13 protein-coding genes are annotated in these 19,718 nt (G+C 68.9%); 7 read left to right on the top strand and 6 right to left on the bottom strand.

Annotation, left to right across the window (positions count from 1 at the left end):
• Both G578_RS30235 and G578_RS0121050 read left to right on the top strand, forming a co-directional pair.
• On the top strand, positions 1 to 7,476 hold a 7,476-nt coding region (locus G578_RS30235; protein WP_038015609.1), incomplete at its 5' end, for a hypothetical protein.
• Positions 7,477 to 7,781: 305 nt separating this feature from the next.
• A complete protein-coding gene (locus G578_RS0121050; protein WP_245565666.1) occupies positions 7,782 to 8,924 on the top strand; it encodes a hypothetical protein in 1,143 nt (380 codons plus the stop codon).
• A 301-nt stretch (positions 8,925 to 9,225) separates the two neighbouring features.
• Here the strand turns inward: G578_RS0121050 and G578_RS0121045 are convergent, their stop codons facing one another.
• The 3 genes from G578_RS0121045 to G578_RS0121035 all read right to left on the bottom strand — a co-directional run bounded on the left by G578_RS0121045 (position 9,226) and on the right by G578_RS0121035 (position 13,277).
• Positions 9,226 to 9,798 carry an ActR/PrrA/RegA family redox response regulator transcription factor gene (locus G578_RS0121045; protein ID WP_211228985.1) on the bottom strand — a complete coding sequence of 191 codons (573 nt, stop codon included), beginning with the start codon at positions 9,796 to 9,798 and terminating at the stop codon, positions 9,226 to 9,228.
• Positions 9,799 to 10,097: 299 nt separating this feature from the next.
• Positions 10,098 to 11,798, bottom strand: coding sequence for a methyl-accepting chemotaxis protein (locus tag G578_RS27495; RefSeq protein WP_051245126.1), 1,701 nt, complete (start codon positions 11,796 to 11,798; stop codon positions 10,098 to 10,100).
• Between the two features lie 165 nt (positions 11,799 to 11,963).
• On the bottom strand, positions 11,964 to 13,277 hold the full coding sequence (locus G578_RS0121035; RefSeq protein WP_028795916.1) for an ActS/PrrB/RegB family redox-sensitive histidine kinase: 1,314 nt from the start codon (positions 13,275 to 13,277) through the stop codon (positions 11,964 to 11,966).
• 95 nt (positions 13,278 to 13,372) lie between these two features.
• Here G578_RS0121035 and G578_RS0121030 point away from each other — a divergent pair, with 95 nt between their 5' ends.
• Together G578_RS0121030 and G578_RS0121025 are read left to right on the top strand one after the other, a co-directional pair.
• Positions 13,373 to 14,143, top strand: a complete 771-nt coding sequence (locus G578_RS0121030; RefSeq protein ID WP_028795915.1) for an ABC transporter ATP-binding protein — start codon at positions 13,373 to 13,375, stop codon at positions 14,141 to 14,143.
• The gene (locus G578_RS0121025; RefSeq protein WP_038015606.1) at positions 14,140 to 14,973 is read left to right on the top strand and encodes an ABC transporter permease; all 834 of its coding nucleotides are present in this window, start codon (positions 14,140 to 14,142) and stop codon (positions 14,971 to 14,973) included. The genes G578_RS0121030 and G578_RS0121025 overlap by 4 nt, the downstream gene beginning before the upstream one ends.
• Positions 14,974 to 15,062: 89 nt before the next feature.
• On the opposite strand, the gene G578_RS27490 is transcribed toward G578_RS0121025, so the two are convergent.
• Complete coding sequence (locus tag G578_RS27490) at positions 15,063 to 15,659, bottom strand: NUDIX hydrolase (RefSeq protein WP_051245125.1); 597 nt, start codon at positions 15,657 to 15,659, stop codon at positions 15,063 to 15,065.
• On the bottom strand, positions 15,659 to 16,702 hold the full coding sequence (gene cobT, locus G578_RS0121015) for a nicotinate-nucleotide--dimethylbenzimidazole phosphoribosyltransferase (RefSeq protein WP_028795913.1): 1,044 nt from the start codon (positions 16,700 to 16,702) through the stop codon (positions 15,659 to 15,661). Before cobT ends, G578_RS27490 begins: the two co-directional genes overlap by 1 nt.
• A 99-nt stretch (positions 16,703 to 16,801) precedes the next feature.
• Here cobT and cobS point away from each other — a divergent pair, with 99 nt between their 5' ends.
• Both cobS and G578_RS27485 read left to right on the top strand, forming a co-directional pair.
• Positions 16,802 to 17,599, top strand: coding sequence for an adenosylcobinamide-GDP ribazoletransferase (cobS, locus tag G578_RS0121010; RefSeq protein WP_051245124.1), 798 nt, complete (start codon positions 16,802 to 16,804; stop codon positions 17,597 to 17,599).
• Between the two features lie 10 nt (positions 17,600 to 17,609).
• Positions 17,610 to 18,224, top strand: coding sequence for a histidine phosphatase family protein (locus G578_RS27485; RefSeq protein ID WP_038015603.1), 615 nt, complete (start codon positions 17,610 to 17,612; stop codon positions 18,222 to 18,224).
• On the opposite strand, the gene G578_RS28750 is transcribed toward G578_RS27485, so the two are convergent.
• A complete protein-coding gene (locus G578_RS28750; protein ID WP_028795911.1) occupies positions 18,199 to 18,960 on the bottom strand; it encodes a precorrin-6A/cobalt-precorrin-6A reductase in 762 nt (253 codons plus the stop codon). The two genes, G578_RS27485 and G578_RS28750, sit on opposite strands and share 26 nt — an antisense overlap.
• Before the next feature lie 132 nt (positions 18,961 to 19,092).
• On the opposite strand from G578_RS28750, the gene G578_RS0120995 reads away from it, so the two are divergent.
• Positions 19,093 to 19,680, top strand: coding sequence for an SCO family protein (locus G578_RS0120995; RefSeq protein ID WP_028795910.1), 588 nt, complete (start codon positions 19,093 to 19,095; stop codon positions 19,678 to 19,680).
• Positions 19,681 to 19,718 lie beyond the last annotated feature (38 nt).

Genomic DNA, 19,718 nt, shown 5'->3' with positions numbered 1-19,718 from the left:
GACGGCAACGACACGGTCACGGGCGGTGACGGCAACGACACGGTCACGGGCGGTGACGGCAACGACACGGTCACGGGTGGCGACGGCAATGACACGCTCACCGGCGGTGAGGGCAACGACACGCTGACCGGTGGGGATCCGTTCACCATCGACGGTTCGAACTACACCGATACCGGCTCCGGTTACGCCATCGTCGGCCGGCGGATCGTGGACGGCGCTCTGACCGAACCGAGCGTGGATTACGTCTCGACCTCCAGCGGCGGCCTCGGCGTCGACGGCCCGGCCTCCGGTCCGGGGCTGCAGCTGGGTTACGACCCGGTCGCCGGGATCTCCGAGGAACTGATCGTCAATCTCGACGATCCGGCCACCTCGGCCAGCGTCGAGATCACCCACCTGTTCCCGAATGAAGGAAGCGGCGGCGAGACCGGCCATTGGGCGGTCTATGACGGTGACACCCTGGTGGCCGAGGGCGATATCTTCGCCAGCGGCGGCTCGTCCGCGACCGTCACGATCGAGCCCGGCCAGAGCTTCGACAAGATCGTCTTCACCGCGCTGCCCTATGGCGGCCAGAGCCAGACCGCGACCAACGACAGCAGCGACTATCTGATCAAGAGCATCCTCGTGACCCCCGATCCCGAAGGCGGCGACGGCGGCCAGGACACGGTCACGGGCGGCGACGGTAACGACACGCTGACCGGTGGCGATGGCAACGACACGCTGACCGGCGGTGACGGCAACGACACGGTCACCGGAGGTGACGGCAATGACACGCTGACGGGCGGCGACGGCAACGACACGCTGACGGGTGGCGACGGTAACGACACGCTGACCGGTGGCGATGGCAACGACACGCTGACCGGCGGTGACGGCAACGACACGCTGACGGGCGGTGACGGTAACGACACGCTGACGGGCGGTGACGGTAACGACACGCTGACGGGCGGTGACGGTAACGACACGCTGACCGGCGGCGATGGCAACGACACCCTGACGGGTGGCGACGACGACCTCCTGGTGGGTGGAAACGGTCCGGATCAGCTCTATGGCGGCGCCGGTGACGACACCCTGTCGGGCGGGCATGACGACGACCTTCTGGTCGGCGGTGCCGGCAGCGACACAATGGTCGGCGGGCTCGGCCGCGACACCTTCGTGGCCGGCGACGGCGACCTGATCAGCGATTACGACAACCAGGACCTGGTCCGGGTCGCCGGGTCGTTCGACAGCGACGCCGTCAGCCTGAGCACCGAAGGCGGCGTCACCACGGTCTCCATCGACACCACGGGCGACGGCTCGGCCGATATGACCTTCGACATGACCGGCAGCTTCGACAGTGTGTCGGCGACGGTTCAGGGCGGTCAGACCTACCTGTATTTCGGCGACGGCTCCGGTCCGGGGATCCAGAACCAGAACGGCGGCTGGCAGTCGAGCAACAACGGCAGTCAGAGCGAGACGCTGACGGGCGGCGAGGGCGATGACAGCCTGACCGGCGGTCACGGCAACGACGCGCTCTCCGGCGGCGACGGCAACGACGCGCTGGGCGGCGGCAACGGGTCGGACACGGTGCTCGGCGGCGCCGGCGACGATACGCTTGAGGGCAGCCATGACGCGGACTCGCTGTCCGGCGGCGCGGGCGAGGATTCCCTGCGCGGCGGCAACGGCACGGATGTGCTGGTCGGCGGCGGCGGCAACGACACCCTGAGCGGCGGCCATGGCGCCGACACGCTCTTCGGCGGCGGTGTCGGGGACACGATCTCCGGCGGTACCGGCAACGACACGCTGACCGGCGGCGAGGGCAATGACGGCCTGATGGGCACGCCGGACAGCGACACGCTCTCCGGCGGCGAGGAGGACGACCTCATCACCGCCCTCTCGGCGGCGGACGTGGTGTTCGGCGGCGGCGGCAACGACACGATTTCCGGCGGCCAGGGCGAGGACGTGCTCAACGGCGAGGACGGCGACGATGTCGTGCTCGGCCAGGACGGCGAGGACACGATCAGCGGCGGTGCCGGCGACGACACCCTGTCGGGCGGCGAGGGCAAGGACCGGCTCGACGGCGGGGCCGACAACGATCTGCTCGATGGCGGTGCCGGCAACGACACCCTGCTCGGCGGCGGGGCCTCCGACACGCTGCGCGGCGGTGACGGCAACGACTCCCTGGCGGGCGGCGGCGACAACGACCTGCTGGTCGGCGGGGACGGCGTGGATCGGCTGGCCGGAGATGGCGGCGACGACACCCTGTCGGGTGAGGCGGGCAACGACCAGCTCACCGGCGGTGCCGGCAACGACTCCATCGAGGGCGGCGACGGCGTCGACTGGGTGTTCGGCGGCAACGGCGCCGACACGATCGGCGGCGGCGCGGGTGCCGACTACCTGTTCGGCAATGCCGGCGACGACGTCTTCACCGGCACGCTGGATGATCTGAACGGCGACCTGCTGGGCGACTACGCCGAGGGCGAGGAGATCGTGATCTCCGACCTCTCCGACACCGGCACGCCGGTCTCGCTGACCATCGAGGGCACGAAGACCCTGGTGGAAATCGGCGACGACGGGAACGGCAACCCGCTTTCCAGCTTCCGGGTCTCCGGCAACTACCAGGGCGCGACGCTGACCGAGACCGCGGGCGGTCTCACCCTGACCCTCAGCGAGGATCCGGTCGATCCCTATGGCGCCACCGAGGGCGCGGACACGATCACGGGCCTCTCCGGTACCGACGACACGATCGATGCGCTCGCCGGCGACGACCTGGTGAACGCCCAGTCCGGCGACGACGTGGTCAGTGGCGGCGCGGGCGCCGACACCGTCTATGGCGGCGCGGGCAATGACGCCTTGTCCGGCGGCACCGGCGGCGACCGCCTGGAGGGCGGCACAGGCAACGACACCCTGAAGGGCGGTGCGGGCGACGACACCCTGAGCGGCGGCTCTGGACGCGACAGCCTCGACGGCGGAGCCGGCGACGATCTGTACCTGTGGACCGGCGACCAGACCAACGGTATCCAGAACTATCAGGTCGGCGATCCCGAGAACCCGCTGACCGACGGCAGCATCACCGACGCCGAGGGCACCGGTTCCAACGGTGCCGGCCATGCCCGCTACGACACCTATACCGACAGCGGCACCGGTGACAGCGACACCCTGCTCGGCTCCGACGGCGCCGACGATATCGTGCTGGATTACGGCGGCCGACGCCTGTCCGGCATCGAGGTGATCGACGGCGGCGCCGGCAACGACATCCTCGATCTGGCGAGCCACCGCTACGGCCAGGGGGCGACCACCCTGATCGGTGGCGAGGGCGACGACGTCGCCTGGGGCAATGTCGGCGACGACCTGGTCTCCGGCGGCTCCGGCAATGACTGGCTGGCCGGCAATTCCGGCGACGACACCCTGTCGGGCGGTACCGGCAACGACCGCATGGAAGGCCTGGCCGACAACGACGTGCTCTCGGGCGGCGACGGCGCGGATTCCCTGTCCGGCGGAGCGGGCAGCGATGCGCTGCTCGGTGGCGCGGGGACCGACCTGCTGTCCGGCGGCGCCGGAGCCGACACGCTCACGGGCGGTGACGGTGCGGACACCTTCGCCGGCACGGCGGCCGATCTCGATGGCGACCGGATCACCGATTACGACGCCGAGCAGGACGCCATCCGGGTCACCGGCGGCACCGGCCAGCTCGACGTCACCCTGACCTCCGAGAACGACGTCACCACGGTCAACCTCGACACCGACGGCGACGGCAATGTCGATGCCAGCTTCCAGGTCGACGGCGATTTCGGCACGGCCGAGCTCACCGTCGATGCCGATGGCGTGGACATCGCGCTGGCCGAGACCGTTCCGCTTGAGCGGCTGACCCTGACCGCGATGGGCAAGGCCGATCTCGACGGCGACGGCGACCTTGAGCAGATCTGGCGCCTGCACAACCCGAACGACGTGGCGATCGAGGCCACCGCCGACATGTACGGCGTCGAGGATCCGCAGGACGGGCCGCTCGTCGCCGAGCCGGGCGACAGCTTCTTCTGGAGCGAGGCGCCCAGCGGCACGATGGTCGTGCGCTACGAGATCGACGAGACCGACCGGCAGGAGACCAAGGCCTCCAACCCGAACGCGGCCGACATGGATGCGCTGGAAGCGGCGGGCTTCGTCAATCCGTTCGGCCCGACCGAGGGCGACGACACGCTGATCGGCTCGCCCGACGCCGACCTGATCTCCGGGCTGGCCGGCGACGACGTGATCTCCGGCGGCGGCGGCTCCGACACCCTGTCGGGCGGCGCCGGTAACGACACGATCTCCGGCGACGGCGACGCCAATCCGGCCGCGCTCGAGATCAACGCCTCCAACTATGCCGAGACCGATACCGGCTACGCCGTCACCGGCCGCAAGATCGTCGACGGCGCGCTGACCGATGCCAGCGTCGCGCATGTCTCCACGTCCGGCTCCAACATCGGCGTCGACGGCAACACCGGAACCGGCCCGGCGGTGCAGCTCGGCTACGACCCGGCCACGGGCGTCTCCGAACAGCTCATCGTCGAGCTCGACAGTCCGGCCACCGGTGCCACGGTTCAGGTCGACCGCCTGTTCCCGAATGAGGGTAGCGGCGGCGAAGTCGGCCACTGGACGGCGTATCGCGACGGCGTGCTGGTCGGCGAGGGGGATATCGACACCACCTCAGAGACCGGGATCTCCACCACTGTCGAGATCGCACCCGCCGCTGCCTTCGACACGCTGGTCTTCACCGCCCTGCCCTATGGCGGCGTGAGCCAGAGCGGGTCTTCCGACAGCAGCGACTACCTGATCACGGGCATTTCCGTGACGCCCGAAGGCGCCGACAACTCGGCCGGCGACGTCCTGGTCGGTGGCGCGGGCAGCGACGTGCTGCTGGGCGGCGACGGCAACGACGCCCTGTATGGCGGCGCCGGCGATGCCAGCCTGATCGGCGGGGCCGGCGACGACACGCTCTATGTCGACAGCATCGACGATCTGGACGGCGTGACCGTCGACGGGATCGAGCATCTGGTGGTCGGCGGCAGCACCGGTCCGGGCGAAGGCCAGAACCTGCTGATCAACGCCGATTTCGAGACCACGCCGACCGAGCTGACCAACGTCTGGACCATGTTCCAGCAGATCGACGGCTGGACCGCGATCGACACCGACCCGGAGATCGCCGGCACCGCGCCGATCGAGATCCAGCACGGCCGCATCGGCGGCGCGCCGGTATCGCCGGACAGCTGGGCGTCGGACAACAACGTTCTCGAACTCGACTCCGGTCCGGAGGAGGGCGGCCAGCCGGTCAACCACAACAACGCGCTGGTCGAGCAGGCCTTCACGGTGTTCAACGAAGGCACCTACACCCTGTCCTTCGACTACGCCGCGCGCGAGTTCAACGGCAACACTGCGGAGACCAGCGGCTTCGACATCCTGATCGACGGCGAGGTCGTCTACAGCCAGGAGGACGCGCCGCACGCCTGGGTGAGCGACTGGCTGACCCTGGATCTGGGCGTCGGCGAGCACACGATCAGCCTGCGCGGCACCCTCCTCGAAGATCGCCACGGCGCGCTGATCGACAATATCGAACTGGTCTCCGGCACCGAGCCGGCCCGCACCCTGCTGCCGCAGGCGGGGACCTCGGGCGACGACCTGATGCTCGGCGGTTCCGGCAATGACGAACTCGACGGCCGGGCCGGCAACGACACCCTCTCCGGCGGTGACGGCGACGACACCCTGATCGGCGGCGAAGGCAATGACGCCCTGTCGGGCGGTGCCGGCAACGACGCGCTGTATGCCGGTGCGGGCGACACCTCGCTGGTCGGCGGCGTCGGCTTCGACACCGTCTATATCGACAGCATGGACGATCTGGACGGCGTGACGCTCGACGGGATCGAACGGCTGGTCATCGGCGGCGACATGGGTCCGGGCGCCGGGGTGAACCTGCTGCTGAACGGCGATTTCGAGAACACTCCGGCGCTGAACCACGGCCGCTGGGGCACCTTCACCGAGATCGAGGGCTGGTTCGCCGAGGATGCGACGCCGGATGTCACCGGGACCGCGCCGATCGAGATCCAGGACGACGATCTGGGCGGCCAGGCGATCCAGAGCGGTCACGACAACCAGGTGCTGGAACTCGACAGCCATCCGGACAAGGGCGGCAGAAGCGGCGACACCAACGCCAAGGTCACCCAGGAATTCACCATCCAGGAAGCCGGGCTGCACACCCTGTCCTTCGACTTCTCGGCGCGCCAGTACAGCAACAATCCGGCGGCGACGAGCGAGTTCAGCATCGAGATCGACGGGCAGGTCGTCTACACCCAGACCCACGCTGAGACCTCGTGGCACAGCGATGTGGTCACCCTGAACCTGGGGGTCGGCGAGCACACCATCTCCTTCGTCGGCGCCGATGCCGACGGCACGTCGGACAATCACGGCGCGCGCATCGACAATGTGGAACTGGTGCTGGGCGAGGAGCCGGTGCGCGATCTGCTGCCGCGTCTTGGTTCGGTGGCTGACGACGCCACGGTTGTCACCGCCCAGGGCGATGACGGCATGCTGCGGGCGCTGTTGGTCGACGAGGACGGCACCGCCGTGCTCGACACCCGGGCCCTGGGCGCCGACGAGCGCATCCTGGCGTCCGGCGACTTCAACGGCGACGGCCAGGCCGACGAGCATCTGATCCAGAACACTGCGACCGGGGCGACCACGGTGGTCGGCGTCGATGCCGCCGGCATCACCGAACAGGGCACCCAGACCGGCCTGCCGACCGATGCCACGGTGGCGGCCATCGGCGACTTCGACGGCGACGGGACCGACGACCTGCTGCTGAGCGGAGACGGGTCCGTCTCGGTCTGGCAGCTCGGCGACAACGGCGTGTCCACCGCCGGTCTGACCCAGACCGTGGGCGCCGGATGGTCCCTGGCGGGCACCGGCGATTTCGACGGCGACGGGACGGACGACCTGCTGTGGCGCAACGGCGCCACCGGCGGCATCAGCGCCTGGATCGACGTGGCGGATGCCGGCGGCGCGACCCGGTCCGCCGAGTTCGCGCTGGACGCCTCGACGGAAATCGTCGGCATCGCCGATTTCGGCGGCGACGGGCGCGACGATCTGCTGGTGCGCGCGGCGGACGGCACCGTCAGCGTGTGGGAATCCGACGGCAACGCGGTGACCCGCACCGACGTCGGTCAGCTCGACTCCGTCTGGGAGGCCGATCTGGTGGGCGACTTCTCCGGCGACGGCAAGGCCGACGTGGTCTGGCGCTCCGGCGACACCACCACCCTGTGGATGATGGACGGCGCGTCGGTTGCGGCCGAGGAGACCATCACCGTGGAGGCCAACTGGCGGATCCTCGACCTCGAGGATCTGGCCCCGTCCTTCACCCGCGACCTGCTGCTGCAGAACGACGCGGGCGAGGTTGCGGTCCTCGATGTGGTCGACGACGACAACCCGACCCTGGAGATCGTGTCGACGGTTCCGACCGACTGGTCATTGATTTGAGCCGCCGGCCATAATTCTGATATTGTCGAATCGGAGAGGATGGATTCCGGTCGGAGTACGGCTAAATTCGTAGAAACCCTGCTGTTATTTCCGATTTCTTAACCGTGCGTCGCGTTTACCTGGGTAGCAGACAGTGATAGCTTCGCATCCCTGCCCGGGGCTTCAGGCGGTGGCCGACCGGGTGGATTGACCAGAGCGGGACGACGATGGCGCTGAGCCAAACGCAAAACCGATCACGAGGGCCGAGCCAGGAATATCTCCTGCTCGATTATCTCCAGCGTCTCGGACGCAATCTCGACGGGCGGATGGCGGTGCACATTCACCTGTCGCGCCTGCGTCCGCAGAACCGCCAGGAGCACCACATCCGGATCGCGGCGGCGACCTTCGAGGGGATGACCAACAATTACGAGGGGCAGATCTTCATCCTCTCGAACATGGATCTCTTCTTCATCTGCAAGGACGCGGCGATCGAGGATATCGACGCGGCGATCATGAAGGTGCGCTACCTGTTCAGCGAGGATCCGCTGAGCCAGGGCGACGAGGAAGAGGATCTGGCCCGGTTCTGCACCTGGTACAATGTCGAGAGCCAGTACGACGAGCTGCTCGACCTGGTGAAGTCCATGCACCGGGAGCGCGAGCGCAAGGCGCGGCTCGCCGTCGCCAGCGAGAAGGGCCAGCAGCGCTCCAAGGGCTCGCGCAAGGCGCTGGATCCGGAGCAGCTCGGCAAGCTGGAGAATTTCCTGCGCCGCGCCGACCTGTCGAACCTGATGCGCCGTCAGCCGGTCTGCGCCATCACCCCGGGCAACATGAACCCGCAGCCGGTGTTCCGCGAGCTCTATATCTCGATCGCCGACCTGCAGCAGTCGGTGCTGCCGGAATTCGACCTGGCCTCGAACCTGTGGCTGTTCCAGCACCTGACCCAGACGCTCGACTCCCGCATGCTGTCCATGCTCGTGCGCAACGACGACACGTCGATTGCCAGTTCGTTCAGCATCAACCTGAATGTCGGCACCATCCTGTCGCCGCCGTTCCTGAACTTCGACAGCTCGCTGAAGGCGATCGCCCGCGGCACCGTGGTCATCGAGCTGCAGAAGATCGACATCTTCGGCGACATGGGCGCCTACATGTTCGCCCGCGACTTCATGCGCGAGCGCGGCTACCGAATCTGTCTGGACGGCTTGAACCACCTGACGCTGCAGTTCATAGACCGCGAGCGGCTGGGACTCGACCTGCTGAAGCTGATCTGGTCGCCGGACATGGCCGACGACCTGTCGGGCAACCGGACGAACGAGCTGAAGGAACATATCGACCGCTGCGGCCGCGCCCGCATCATCCTGACCCGCTGCGACAGCGACGAGGCGATCCGCTTCGGCCAGTCGCTCGGCATCACGATGTATCAGGGCCGCTACGTCGACAAACTGCTCACCCAGGAAAGCCGGGTGAGCTAGAGCCAAATCCGACCATATTGAATCATTTCATGTTTCAATATGGTCGGTGAATTTGTCTCTAAAACAATCAGATAGAGCATATTCACGCACGTTGACGCGATCACGGAGTGATCCCGTCACCGCACGATCTGCTCTAGCGGTTCTTTTCCCGCTCTCTCCCCCACCCAGACCCTGAACTGACGCCCCGGCCTTGTGCCGGGGCCCGCGCATGGGGTTGCCCTGTCGACAGAGAATTGCGTTCCACCGCTAAGCACGCAGACCTGTAGGCCCCGGCACAAGGCCTTACATCAAGGGGAAACCCTCAATCCCGCGGCGCGTGCTTGGCCAGGATCCGCTGCAGGGTGCGGCGGTGCATCTTCAGCCGGCGGGCGGTCTCCGACACGTTGCGGTCGCACTGCTCGTAGACCCGCTGGATATGCTCCCAGCGCACCCGGTCGGCCGACATCGGATTTTCCGGGGGCGGCGGCAGCGCGTCCGCGTGGTCGAGCAGGGCGGCGGTGATCGCGTCGGCATCGGCCGGCTTCGGCAGGTAGTCGAGTACGCCCGCCTTCACCGCGGCCACGGCGCTGGCGATGTTGCCGTAGCCGGTCAGCATGATGATCCGGGCATCGGATCGTGCATCGCGCAGGGCGGCGACGATGTCGAGGCCGTTGCCGTCGGACAGCCGCAGGTCGAGGATCGCATAGGCCGGGCGTTCCCGCCGGGCGATTCCGACACCTTCCTCGACGGATTCCGCAAGACGCACGTCGAAGCCGCGCCGTTCCATGGCCCGTCCGAGGCGGTTGCGCAGCGGCGCGTCGTCATCGACGATCAGCAGGGTGACGTCCCCGCCGCTGGGCGCTGTCAGTGCTTTCGGTTCCGGTTGATCAGCCATCGTCATGATGTCCGTTTACGTTCCGGGCGCCGATCCGGATGAGTGACCGGCGTTCCCCCCGTTTCTATAATGTGACGGCGCCCGTGGCTAGCAATAGGGTCGGACGCCGCCCTGCGGTGTATGGCGACGGCTGGAGTGTGTCGCACGTCGAGGGGATCTCTTGGTGATCCCGGATGACCGCGTCTTGCGTCAGAGCGCGATCGGTTCAGGTCGAAACGACCTGAACCGTGGATCGCCCTCTAACCCAATAGAGACAGAGCAATTCACGAGCAGATGTTTCCACCTGATCGTGAATTGCTTTAGGCGGTCCGCAACTCGCCGACCAGCTGATCGACGGCCTTCTCGAGGGCCACCATGTTCGTCTGCAGGCCGTTTGCGGCACCGCTGACGATCATCGTCGCCTGGCTGGTCTGGGTTGCCGCCGTCTGGACGCCAGTGATGTTCGACGACACCTCGCTGGTGCCCGCAGCCGCCTCCGTCGCGTTCCGGCTGATCTCTTGGGTCGCGGCGGACTGTTCTTCCACCGAGGCCGCGACGGCCGTGGCCGCCTCGTCGATCTCCGAAATCTCCTCGATGAGGCTCCGGAGCACGCTGACCACATGGGCGGCGGAGGACACGACCGTCTCGATGCGGCCGGCGACACTCTCGGTGAGCTTGGTGGTCTGCTGGGCCAGGCCCTTGACCTCGGCGGCGACCACCGCGAAGCCCTTGCCCATCTCGCCGGCTCTGGCCGCCTCGATCGTGGCGTTCAGGGCCAGGAGATTGGTCTGCTCGGCGACACCGTTGATGTCCTCGATCACCGCGTTGACCGTCGTGACGGCCGCGGTCAGCTTCTCGATCTCCGACTGGGCGCTCGCGGCATTGGATGCCGCCTTGTTGACCCGCCGTGAGGTGTCGGCGACCTGGTGCGTCACGTCCGCGATGGCGGTGGAGAGCTCTTCCGACGCCGTTGCGACCGTCTGCACGTTGCTGCTGGCCTGCTCGGAGGCGGCGGCAACCGCCGTGCTCTGGGCCGAGGTCTCCTCGACCGCGGCCGACATCTGGGTCGAAGCGGCATGTAGGTCGGTGACCGACTTGCCAACCTCGCGGGTGATTTGACCGATCCGCTCCTCGACCTGGTTTGCCAGCGCGATCAGGTCGGCCTTGCGGCGTTCCTCGGCCAGCCGCTTGTTCTCGTCGGCCTCGGCCTCGAGCCGGCGCTGCTCGATCAGGCCCTGCTTGAAGGTGTCCATGGCGCGCGCGATGTCACCGATCTCGTCGCCGCGATCGCCGCCGGAAATCTGGGTCGCGGTGTCGCCACCGGCGAGCTGACGCAGCGTCCCGACCGCTCTTTGTAGCGGAAGTGCGACGCCAAATCGGCCAAGTGCGAAGCCGGCGCCGGCCCCGGCGAGCAGGCCGACGGCGGCGATGACGATCATCGTCAGGCTCAGGGTGCTTCCGGTCTCGATCGCGGTCTTGGCGGTGCCACGGGCCTCGTCCTTCGCGCCATTGGCATAGGCGCGGACCGCCTCCTCGAGTTCGTTGGCCGAGGCGCGCGAGGAGCGGGCCGACTGAACGAGTTCCTGCTGGGCGGCATCGAGCTGAACGTTGCCGGAAACCTTCTCGGCGATCGCGAGGGTTTCTTCAAGTTCGACGACATAGGCGGCGTAGGCCGCGCGGATCGTGTCGAGCATCTGCGACTGGACCGGGGTGGCCGTCTCGTCGAGCCGCGTGAGACGCTCGTCGATCTTGGCGCGCTCCTCGGCGATCGTTGCTTTGGCCTCGTCGAGGATGGTCTGGCTCGGGTCGGCGGCGATCCGGAACTCGGCGCGGTTGAGCAGGGCGACATTGCGGTTGACGCGGGCGGCGAGGAGAGCCTCTTCGCCGGCGACGCTGACGTGCTGCGTTTGATCGGCAAGCTCATCGATCGCGTAGATGCCGACGCCACCGATCACGGCCGCCACGAGTACAAGGGACGCGATGAGGCCGGAGATCTTGGCCATGATGGAGAGATTTTTCATTTGGGGAGGATAGGCTCCAAAAATATCAGGAAGGTTGGGACTGAATCAGCAACAGCGCGCGCAAATAGCGCTCCTGAGATTTAGGAAACGTGAATATCCAGAAGATCTCTGGAATATTTCTGAATCCAGATATTTTCTAGGTATTCACGTGGCAGCCTCCGCCGGTCAGTCGCCGCGGATCACTCCGTCGGGCCAGTGGATCACGACCCGGGCGCCGCCCTCGTGGCGGTTGGCGAATTCCACCTGCGCGCCGGTCCGTCCCAGCAGGGTGATGGCGATGAACACGCCCAGGCCCATATGGCCGTCCCGGTTGCCCCGACCCGAGACATAAGGCTCGCCCAGCCGGGTCAGCAGGGTCAGGGGGAAACCCGGTCCGTCATCCTCGATCGTGACCGTGAGCGCCCGGGGCCCGACCACGATCGCGACCTCCACCGTCGCCTTGGCGAACTGAACCGCGTTCTGGATGAAGGCGCCGATACCGTGCAACAGCTCCGGGCTGGGCGTGACGGTCGGAACCTGCCGGCCGGCCGTGCCTTCGGCGAGACTGTCGCGGTCCTGCACCTCGACGATCACCGCCACGTCGTCGCGCTGGTGCGGGGCGGCGGCCTGTTCGACCAGAAGGTCTATCGGGATGGCGGTGAAGGGCTGGGCGGCGTCGGGCGTCGGGTCGCGGCCGAGGCTGGCCAGGATCTCGCGGCAGCGCTGGCTTTCCGACAGCAGGAGCTGGACGTCCTCGGTCAGGTCGCTGTCCTTCGGCAGTTCGCGCGCCAGTTCGCGGGCGACCACGGCGATGGTGGCGAGCGGGGAGCCGAGTTCGTGGGCGGCCGCGGCGGCGATGCCGCCCATGGCGGCCATGCGCTGCTCGCGGGCCAGGGCCTGCTGGGTCGCGGCCAGGGCGGTGGAGAGCTGGCGCGCCTCTTCCGCCACCCACCAGGCATAGGCGGCGTTGAACACCAGGGCGATCACCAGGGCGCACCAGATCCCGGTGACGTAAAGCTCCGGCAGGGCGAACTCGGCCTCCACCCAGGGCAGCGGCAGATGGCTCACCGTGAGCAGGGAGGCGCAGACCATCGCCAGCAGGCACAGGTTCACCGTGGACTTGCGTCCCAGGATGGTCGCCGACACGGTCACCGGGGCCAGCAGCATGAGGGCGAAGGGGTTCTCCAGCCCGCCGGTCAGATACAGCAGCACCGAGAGCTGCATGATGTCGAAGGCGAGGTAGAACGCGGCCTCGCCCTCGCGCAGCCGCTCGCGGCCGTCGCGGCGCATCTGCAGGCGCAGGTTCAGCAGGGCGGAGACGGCGACCACGCCCAGGCTGGGCGGCAGCGGCACCGGCGAGCCGAGCCCGAAGGCGACCAGGACGAGGGCCGCCACCTGGCCCGCCAGCGCCACCCAGCGGATGACGACGAGGGTGCGGACGCTGACCGTGCGGGTGGTGACCGGGCGGCCGGGATCGAGGCTGTCATGGGCGAATGTCATCGCCGCAGAATGGCGCGGGCGCGCGAAACTTTCCAGGCCGGCATCGAGCGCCTATGGTCCTGCTTCCCGCCGATCCCCCACGACCCGGTTTTCCCATGACCCCTGCCCTTGAAGTCAGGAATCTGACGAAGTCCTTCGGCACCGTGCGCGCCGTCGACGACGTCTCGTTCTCCGTGCCGTCGGGCGCGACGGTCGCCCTGCTGGGCGGTAACGGAGCGGGCAAGACGACGACGATCTCCATCCTGCTCGGTCTGCTGCTGCCGACCTCCGGCGCGGTGCGGGCGCTGGGCCACGACCTGGTGCGAGACCGCTATGCCGTGCTGCACCGGATGAATTTCTCCTCGCCCTATGTGGAGCTTCCGCACCGGCTGACCGTGGGTCAGAACCTGATCGTCTATGCCGAGCTCTACGGCGTGTCCGACGCCAAGGGTCGGGTGGCGGAGCTGGCCGACCGGCTGCACATCGCCGATCTGCTGGACCGGCCGGCGGGCAAGCTGTCGGCCGGGCAGAAGACCCGGGTGGCGCTCGCCAAGGCGTTGGTGAACCATCCGGACCTGCTGCTGCTGGACGAGCCGACGGCGTCGCTCGACCCGGATACCGGCGACTGGGTACGCCGCTATCTGGAGGAATACCGCGCCGATACCGGCGCCACGATCCTGCTGGCCTCGCACAACATGGCGGAGGTCGAGCGGCTGTGCGATTCGGTGCTGATGCTGCGGGCGGGCAAGATCGTCGACCAGGGCAGCCCGGCCGAGCTGCTGGCGAAATACGGACGGCGGACCATGGAGGACGTGTTCCTCGACATCGCCCGCGACCGCAGGGCCGAGCCGGAGGCCGAACCCGCCAGCGACGAGGTGCCGGCATGAGCGTGACAACCGAGATGCACCGGGTGAACGGCCCCGCCGCCTCCGCCCGGCGGATCGCCGCCATGGTCCGGCGCTACTGGTACCTGATCCGCGGGTCCTGGCCGCGCCTGGCCGAGCTCGCCTACTGGCCGACGGTGCAGATGATCCTGTGGGGGCTGGTCTCCCAGTTCTTCATGACCCAGTCGAGCTGGCTGGCCCAGGCCGGCGGCGTGCTGATCGCCGGCGTGCTGCTGTGGGACCTGCTGTTCCGGGGCCAGATCGGATTCACCATCTGCTTCCTGGAGGAGATGTGGTCGCGCAATCTCGGCCACCTGTTCGTCAGCCCGCTGCGGCCGTGGGAGCTGGTGGCGGCGCTGATCACCATGAGCGCGATCCGCACGGTGCTCGGCGGAGTGTTCGCGGCGGTCATCGCCATCCTGCTCTACGAGTTCTCGATCTTCGATCTCGGCCTGCCGCTGCTCGCCTTCTTCCTGGTGCTGATGGGGATGGGCTGGGGCATCGGCATGGTGATCACCGCCATCGTGCTGCGCGCGGGGCTGGGGGCGGAGTCGCTTGCCTGGGTGGCGATGTTCGCCCTGGCGCCGATCAGCGCCGTCTACTACCCGGTGGAGACCTTGCCGGAGACGGTGCGCTGGCTCGCCTGGCTGACCCCGTCGGCCCATGTGTTCGAGGGCATGCGGGCGCTGATGGTCGAGGGTGTGTTCCGCTGGGACCTGCTGGGCCGGGCGTTGCTGCTGGACGTGGTGTATCTGGGGATCGGTGCCGCGACCTTCGCCTGGGCCTTCGCCAAGGCGCGGGAAGAGGGCAAGCTGCTGCAGACCGGGGAGTAAACGTTTGCCGTCATCCTGATGCACGTCAGGACCAAGCCGCGCTGTGTCGGCCGTCCGTATCATGGTCCTGATTTGCATCAGGACGACGGCTAGTTTCCGATCAGCTTCGCCGCCGCCGGATGGTCGGCCAGCTCGGACCGCGCAACCTCCCGCGCCAGCAGCAGGTTGGCGATGTGCAGCCCATGGGCCTTGCGTTCGCCGCTCAGGATCTCGCGCAGGGTCTCCGCCGGATCGGCCGTGACGACCGCGATGGTCTCGCCGTCGTCCAGCTTCTGGCTGCCGGTCGGCGACACGCCCACCGCCAGATAGGCGTGGCAGGTGTTGTCCGCCGTCGCCGGATTCGACCAGTAGCTCGGCAGGGTGAACCACGCCCCGCCCTCGTAGCCGGTCTCCTCAAGCAGTTCCCGCGGCATGGCGACGGCGGGAGCCTCTCCCGGCTCCACGGTGCCCGAGGGCAGACCCCGGACGATCTCGCCGGCCGCATGCCGGTATTCCTCCACGAGCACCAGGTCGCCGCTCTGCGTCAGCGCGACCACCATGCACCAGTCGTTGAACTCGATCACATGATAGGGGTCGAGCAGGTTGCCGCGCTCGGTGACGCAGCGGTCCATGCGGTGGCGCAGGAAGCGGTCGGAATAGGCGATCCGGCTGCTCTCGACCGTCCAGGGTGCGGGCTTCGCGGACATCAGTGCGGCTTGGACGAGGCGGTGGACACGCCGGCCGAGGCAAAGGTCGCCATGCCGGCATGGCACTCGGCGGCCGCCTTCAGGATGCCGATGGCCAGGGTCGCCCCGCTGCCCTCGCCCAGCCGCATGCCGAAGTCGAACAGCGGCTCCTTGTCGATGAGCTGCAGCAGCTTGGCGTGGCCGGGCTCGACGGAACGGTGGGCGACGATGCAGTGGTCGAGCGACTTGGGGTCGATCTTCCAGAGGACCGAGGCGGCGACGGTGCAGGCGAAGCCGTCCAGCACCACCGGCGTGCGGGCGAGGCGCGCCGCCATCACGGCACCGGCGATCGCCGCCAGCTCCATGCCTCCCAGGGCGGCCAGCGTCTCCAGCGGATCGGTCAGGGCGGCGTGCTTCGCCACACCCTCGGCCACCACGTCGGTCTTGCGGGCGAGCGCGTCGCCGGTCACCCCGGTGCCGCGGCCGACCCAGTCGGAGACCTCGCCGCCGAACAGCGCGCAGGCCAGAGCGGCGGCCGAGGTCGTGTTGGCGATCCCCATCTCGCCGAGGCACAGCACGTCCAGGTTCGGCTCCACCGCCATCATCCCGTAGGCCATCGCCCGGGCGCAGGCGCCCTCGTCCATCGCCGGGCCCTGGGTGAAGTCCTGGGTCGGCTGCTCCAGCGCCATCTCGTAGACCCGCAGGTCGGCGTCGAAGGCCTGGCAGAGCTGGTTCACCGCGGCCCCGCCGGCGATGAAGTTCTGCACCATCTGCGCGGTGACCTCGGCCGGATAGGCCGACACGCCGCGGGCGGCGACGCCGTGGTTGGCGGCGAAGACCGCCGTGCGCGGGTGGCGCATCTCCGGCGGATGCCGGCCCTGCCAGGTGGCCAGCCAGCTTGCCAGCTCCTCCAGACGGCCCAGCGAGCCGCGCGGCTTGGTGAGCTGGGCCTCGCGCTCGGCGGCCGAGGTGGCGGCCTCCAGGTCCGGGCCGGGCAGTTCCTTGAACAGGGCGCGGATCTCGTCGAGCGAGGCGTCGGCGGGGTCGAAACCGGTCTTGGACATGAGACCTCGAGTGGGACCTCGTTTGGGGCCACGGTTGTTGCAACGTCGGGCGAAGGCTATACCCGCTCGACCGATGTGACGCAAAGCGAGACCATCGACATGACCGATACGCCTCCTTCCGACGGTCCGGGCTCCGGCGGGCCGACCTCGCGCTGGTTCGACGAGCTGGGCCTGGCCACCGTGTTTCTCACGCGCCTGCCCTGGCCCCGGCCGATCACCGACCCGCGCCCGCTGATGGCGGCGGCCTGGGCCTTCCCGGTGGTCGGCCTCGCGATCGGCCTGATCGGCGGCGTGGCCTTCGCGGTGGCCGATGCCGCCGGCCTGCCGGGCGCCGTCTGCGCGCTGATCGCCCTGGCTGCCTCGGCCCTGGCCAGCGGCGCCCTGCACGAGGACGGGCTGGCGGATCTGGCCGACGGGTTCGGCGGCGGGCGCGATCCCGAGGCCAAGCGCCGGATCATGCGCGACAGCCGGATCGGCAGCTACGGCGTCCTTGCCCTGATCCTGGCGGTGAGCCTCAAGGCTGCCTGCCTCGCCGCCCTGGATGCCGATACCGCCGTGCTGGCGATGATCGCCGCCCACGCCGTCGCCCGGGGCGTGGTGCCCGGCCTGGCCCGCGCGCTGCCCTTCGCGGCCGGGGACGGGCTCGGCCGTGCCGCCGGCAAGCCGGGACGCACCGGCGCGCTCTGGGCAGCCGCGATCGCCGTTGCCGTCGCCCTGTTCGTGCTGCCCGCCGGGATCGGCCTCGCCGCCGCCATCGCCGCCGGCGTCGCGGCCGTCCTCGTCGGCATGCTGGCCCGGCGGCAGATCGGCGGGCTCACCGGCGACGTGCTGGGCGCCGCGGAACAGACCGCCGAGGTCGCGGCACTCGCCGCCATCGCCGCCTATCTCGCTGCCTGAAGGAGACCGCATGCCCGCGCCGACCCGCTGGTGGCTCGTCCGCCACGCCCCCGTGATCAATCCGACCAACACCATCTACGGCCAGATCGATCTCGACTGCGACGTGGCCGACGAAAAGGTGTTCACCTCGGTCGCCCGGCTGCTGCCGACGCAGGCCGTCTGGCTGCAGAGCCCGCTCAACCGGACCCGTAAGACCGCGGCGGCGCTGAGGGCGGCCGGCGCCGAAGGACCGGACCCGATCGACGAGCCGCGCCTGATGGAACAGCATTTCGGCGACTGGCAGGGCGGCGACCGCAATCGGATCCGCGAGCGCCATCCGGAGGCCTATCGCCGGTTCTGGCTGGCGCCGGCGGACGAGCGGGCGCCGAACGGCGAGAGCTTCGTCGACGTGGTCGGCCGGGTCAGCGCGGCGCTGGACGAGTGGAGCGCCAAGCTTCCCGGCCGCGACGTGGTCGCGGTCATGCACGGCGGATCGATCCGCGCGGCCCTGTCCCATGCCCTGGCGCTGGCGCCGGAACGGGCGCTGTCCTTCCATGCGGAGACCGTCTCGGTGAGCCGGATCGACCTCTATCCCGACGGCCAGTCCGCGGTGGTCTTCGTCAACGCCACTCCCTGGCGGTTCTGAGGTAGTCCGGCGGGTTCAGGATCGAGTCCACCCAGTCCACGGCCACGTCGATCGAGCGGGCCGGCACCTCGCTGCGCTCGATCGGCGGGCGGATCATCACGATCGGCAGGTCGAGGCTGCGGGCCGCGCGCACCAGTGGCGCGTCGGTCTCGGCGCCGGTCTTCCGCATGACCACGGCCTGGGCCCCCGTGCGGCGCAGCAGCAGGGTGTCGCCGGCCACGCTGTAGGGGGGCGGGGCCAGGATCGGCTCGAAGCGCGGCGGCAGGGCCCATGTCACCGGCGGCCGGGCGAGGCGGGTCGGGAAGCGCAGACCGCCGACCGTGGCGAAGGCGGCGACGTCGCGCGGCGGTAGCCAGAGCAGGGCGGTACGGGCGACCGAGGCGACCGCGCCGACGGCGCCCTCCAGGTCTCGAACCTCCACCCAGCGGTCGAGCGGATGCCGCTCCCAGCCGCGCGGCCGGTAGGTCAGGCGGGGCAGCGAGCGCCGCCGCGCGGTCTCGCGCAGCGCCCGGACCGCCGACCGGTCGAACGGGTCGAGGGCGTCGATCACCGTCGCCGCCTTGCCGGGCTCCGTATCGCCGAGCCGGTCGACGAGGCAGCCGCGGGGCGGCCTCGCGCCGGAATGCAGGGTGACCAGCAGGCGCGCGGCCGGGCAGAAATGTTCGGCCAGCCGCTCGGCCAGGCGCGTGCCCTCGGCGGTGCCGACGAAGATCCGCAGGGTTTTCGGATCGCTCATGTCGACAGCCTACGGGCCGCCGGCGCCTGCGGCAATTCCGCCGCATCGGGCCGCGCCGGCTTTGACGCGGGCACCGCCGTCCCATATGACCGGGGCGCGTGCCTGTTCCGCGACCCGCCGAAGGGTGATCCCATGTCGTCCCGCGTCTTCCTGTTCGTCGTCACCCTGCTCACCGCGACCCTCGTCGGCACGGTGACCGCCGGCTATTTCATCTGGCAGGCCAAGGACGGCGAGGTCGATGTCGGCGGACCGTTCACCCTGACCGACCAGACCGGCCGGCAGGTGACGGAGAAGACCTACCAGGGCGACTGGCAGATCGTGTTCTTCGGCTACACCTATTGTCCCGATATCTGCCCCACGACCATGGCGACCGTCACCACGGCGCTGGACGCGCTCGGCCCGCTGGCCGAGAAGGTGACGCCGATCTTCATCACCATCGATCCGGAGCGCGACACGGTCGAGCAGCTCGCCGGCTATCACGAGTATTTCCACCCGAGCTTCGCCATGCTGACCGGCAGCGAGGAGCAGATCGCCAAGGTCGCCCGGGAATTCCGGGTCTATTACGCCAAGGCCGACGATGAGGGCGCGTCCGACTACCTGATGGACCACTCCTCCATCACCTACCTGCTCGATCCGAACGGCCGGTACGTCACCCATTTCAACCATGGCATCGCGCCGGAGAAGATGGCGGAGACCCTGCGCCAATATATCGGGGGCTGAGGCACCGCCGCGGCGCGCGGGCGCTTGATTGCCGTGGA

It is taken from the genome of Thalassobaculum salexigens DSM 19539 (genome assembly GCF_000423805.1).
In the GTDB taxonomy this organism is placed as follows: Bacteria; Pseudomonadota; Alphaproteobacteria; order Thalassobaculales; family Thalassobaculaceae; genus Thalassobaculum; species Thalassobaculum litoreum.
Note: the sequence above shows the minus strand (reverse complement) of the source record. Positions and strands in the feature narration are given on the sequence as shown.

Coding starts and splice junctions, on each gene's coding strand:
- G578_RS27490 (WP_051245125.1), bottom strand. CDS start 15,659: ATGTCCGCGAAGCCCGCACCCTGGACGGTCGAGAGCAGCCGGATCGCC.
- G578_RS0121025 (WP_038015606.1), top strand. CDS start 14,140: ATGAGCGTGACAACCGAGATGCACCGGGTGAACGGCCCCGCCGCCTCC.
- cobS (WP_051245124.1), top strand. CDS start 16,802: ATGACCGATACGCCTCCTTCCGACGGTCCGGGCTCCGGCGGGCCGACC.
- G578_RS0121050 (WP_245565666.1), top strand. CDS start 7,782: ATGGCGGTGCACATTCACCTGTCGCGCCTGCGTCCGCAGAACCGCCAG.
- G578_RS0121035 (WP_028795916.1), bottom strand. CDS start 13,277: ATGACATTCGCCCATGACAGCCTCGATCCCGGCCGCCCGGTCACCACC.
- G578_RS0121030 (WP_028795915.1), top strand. CDS start 13,373: ATGACCCCTGCCCTTGAAGTCAGGAATCTGACGAAGTCCTTCGGCACC.
- G578_RS0120995 (WP_028795910.1), top strand. CDS start 19,093: ATGTCGTCCCGCGTCTTCCTGTTCGTCGTCACCCTGCTCACCGCGACC.
- G578_RS27485 (WP_038015603.1), top strand. CDS start 17,610: ATGCCCGCGCCGACCCGCTGGTGGCTCGTCCGCCACGCCCCCGTGATC.
- G578_RS28750 (WP_028795911.1), bottom strand. CDS start 18,960: ATGAGCGATCCGAAAACCCTGCGGATCTTCGTCGGCACCGCCGAGGGC.
- G578_RS27495 (WP_051245126.1), bottom strand. CDS start 11,798: ATGAAAAATCTCTCCATCATGGCCAAGATCTCCGGCCTCATCGCGTCC.
- G578_RS0121045 (WP_211228985.1), bottom strand. CDS start 9,798: ATGGCTGATCAACCGGAACCGAAAGCACTGACAGCGCCCAGCGGCGGG.
- cobT (WP_028795913.1), bottom strand. CDS start 16,702: ATGTCCAAGACCGGTTTCGACCCCGCCGACGCCTCGCTCGACGAGATC.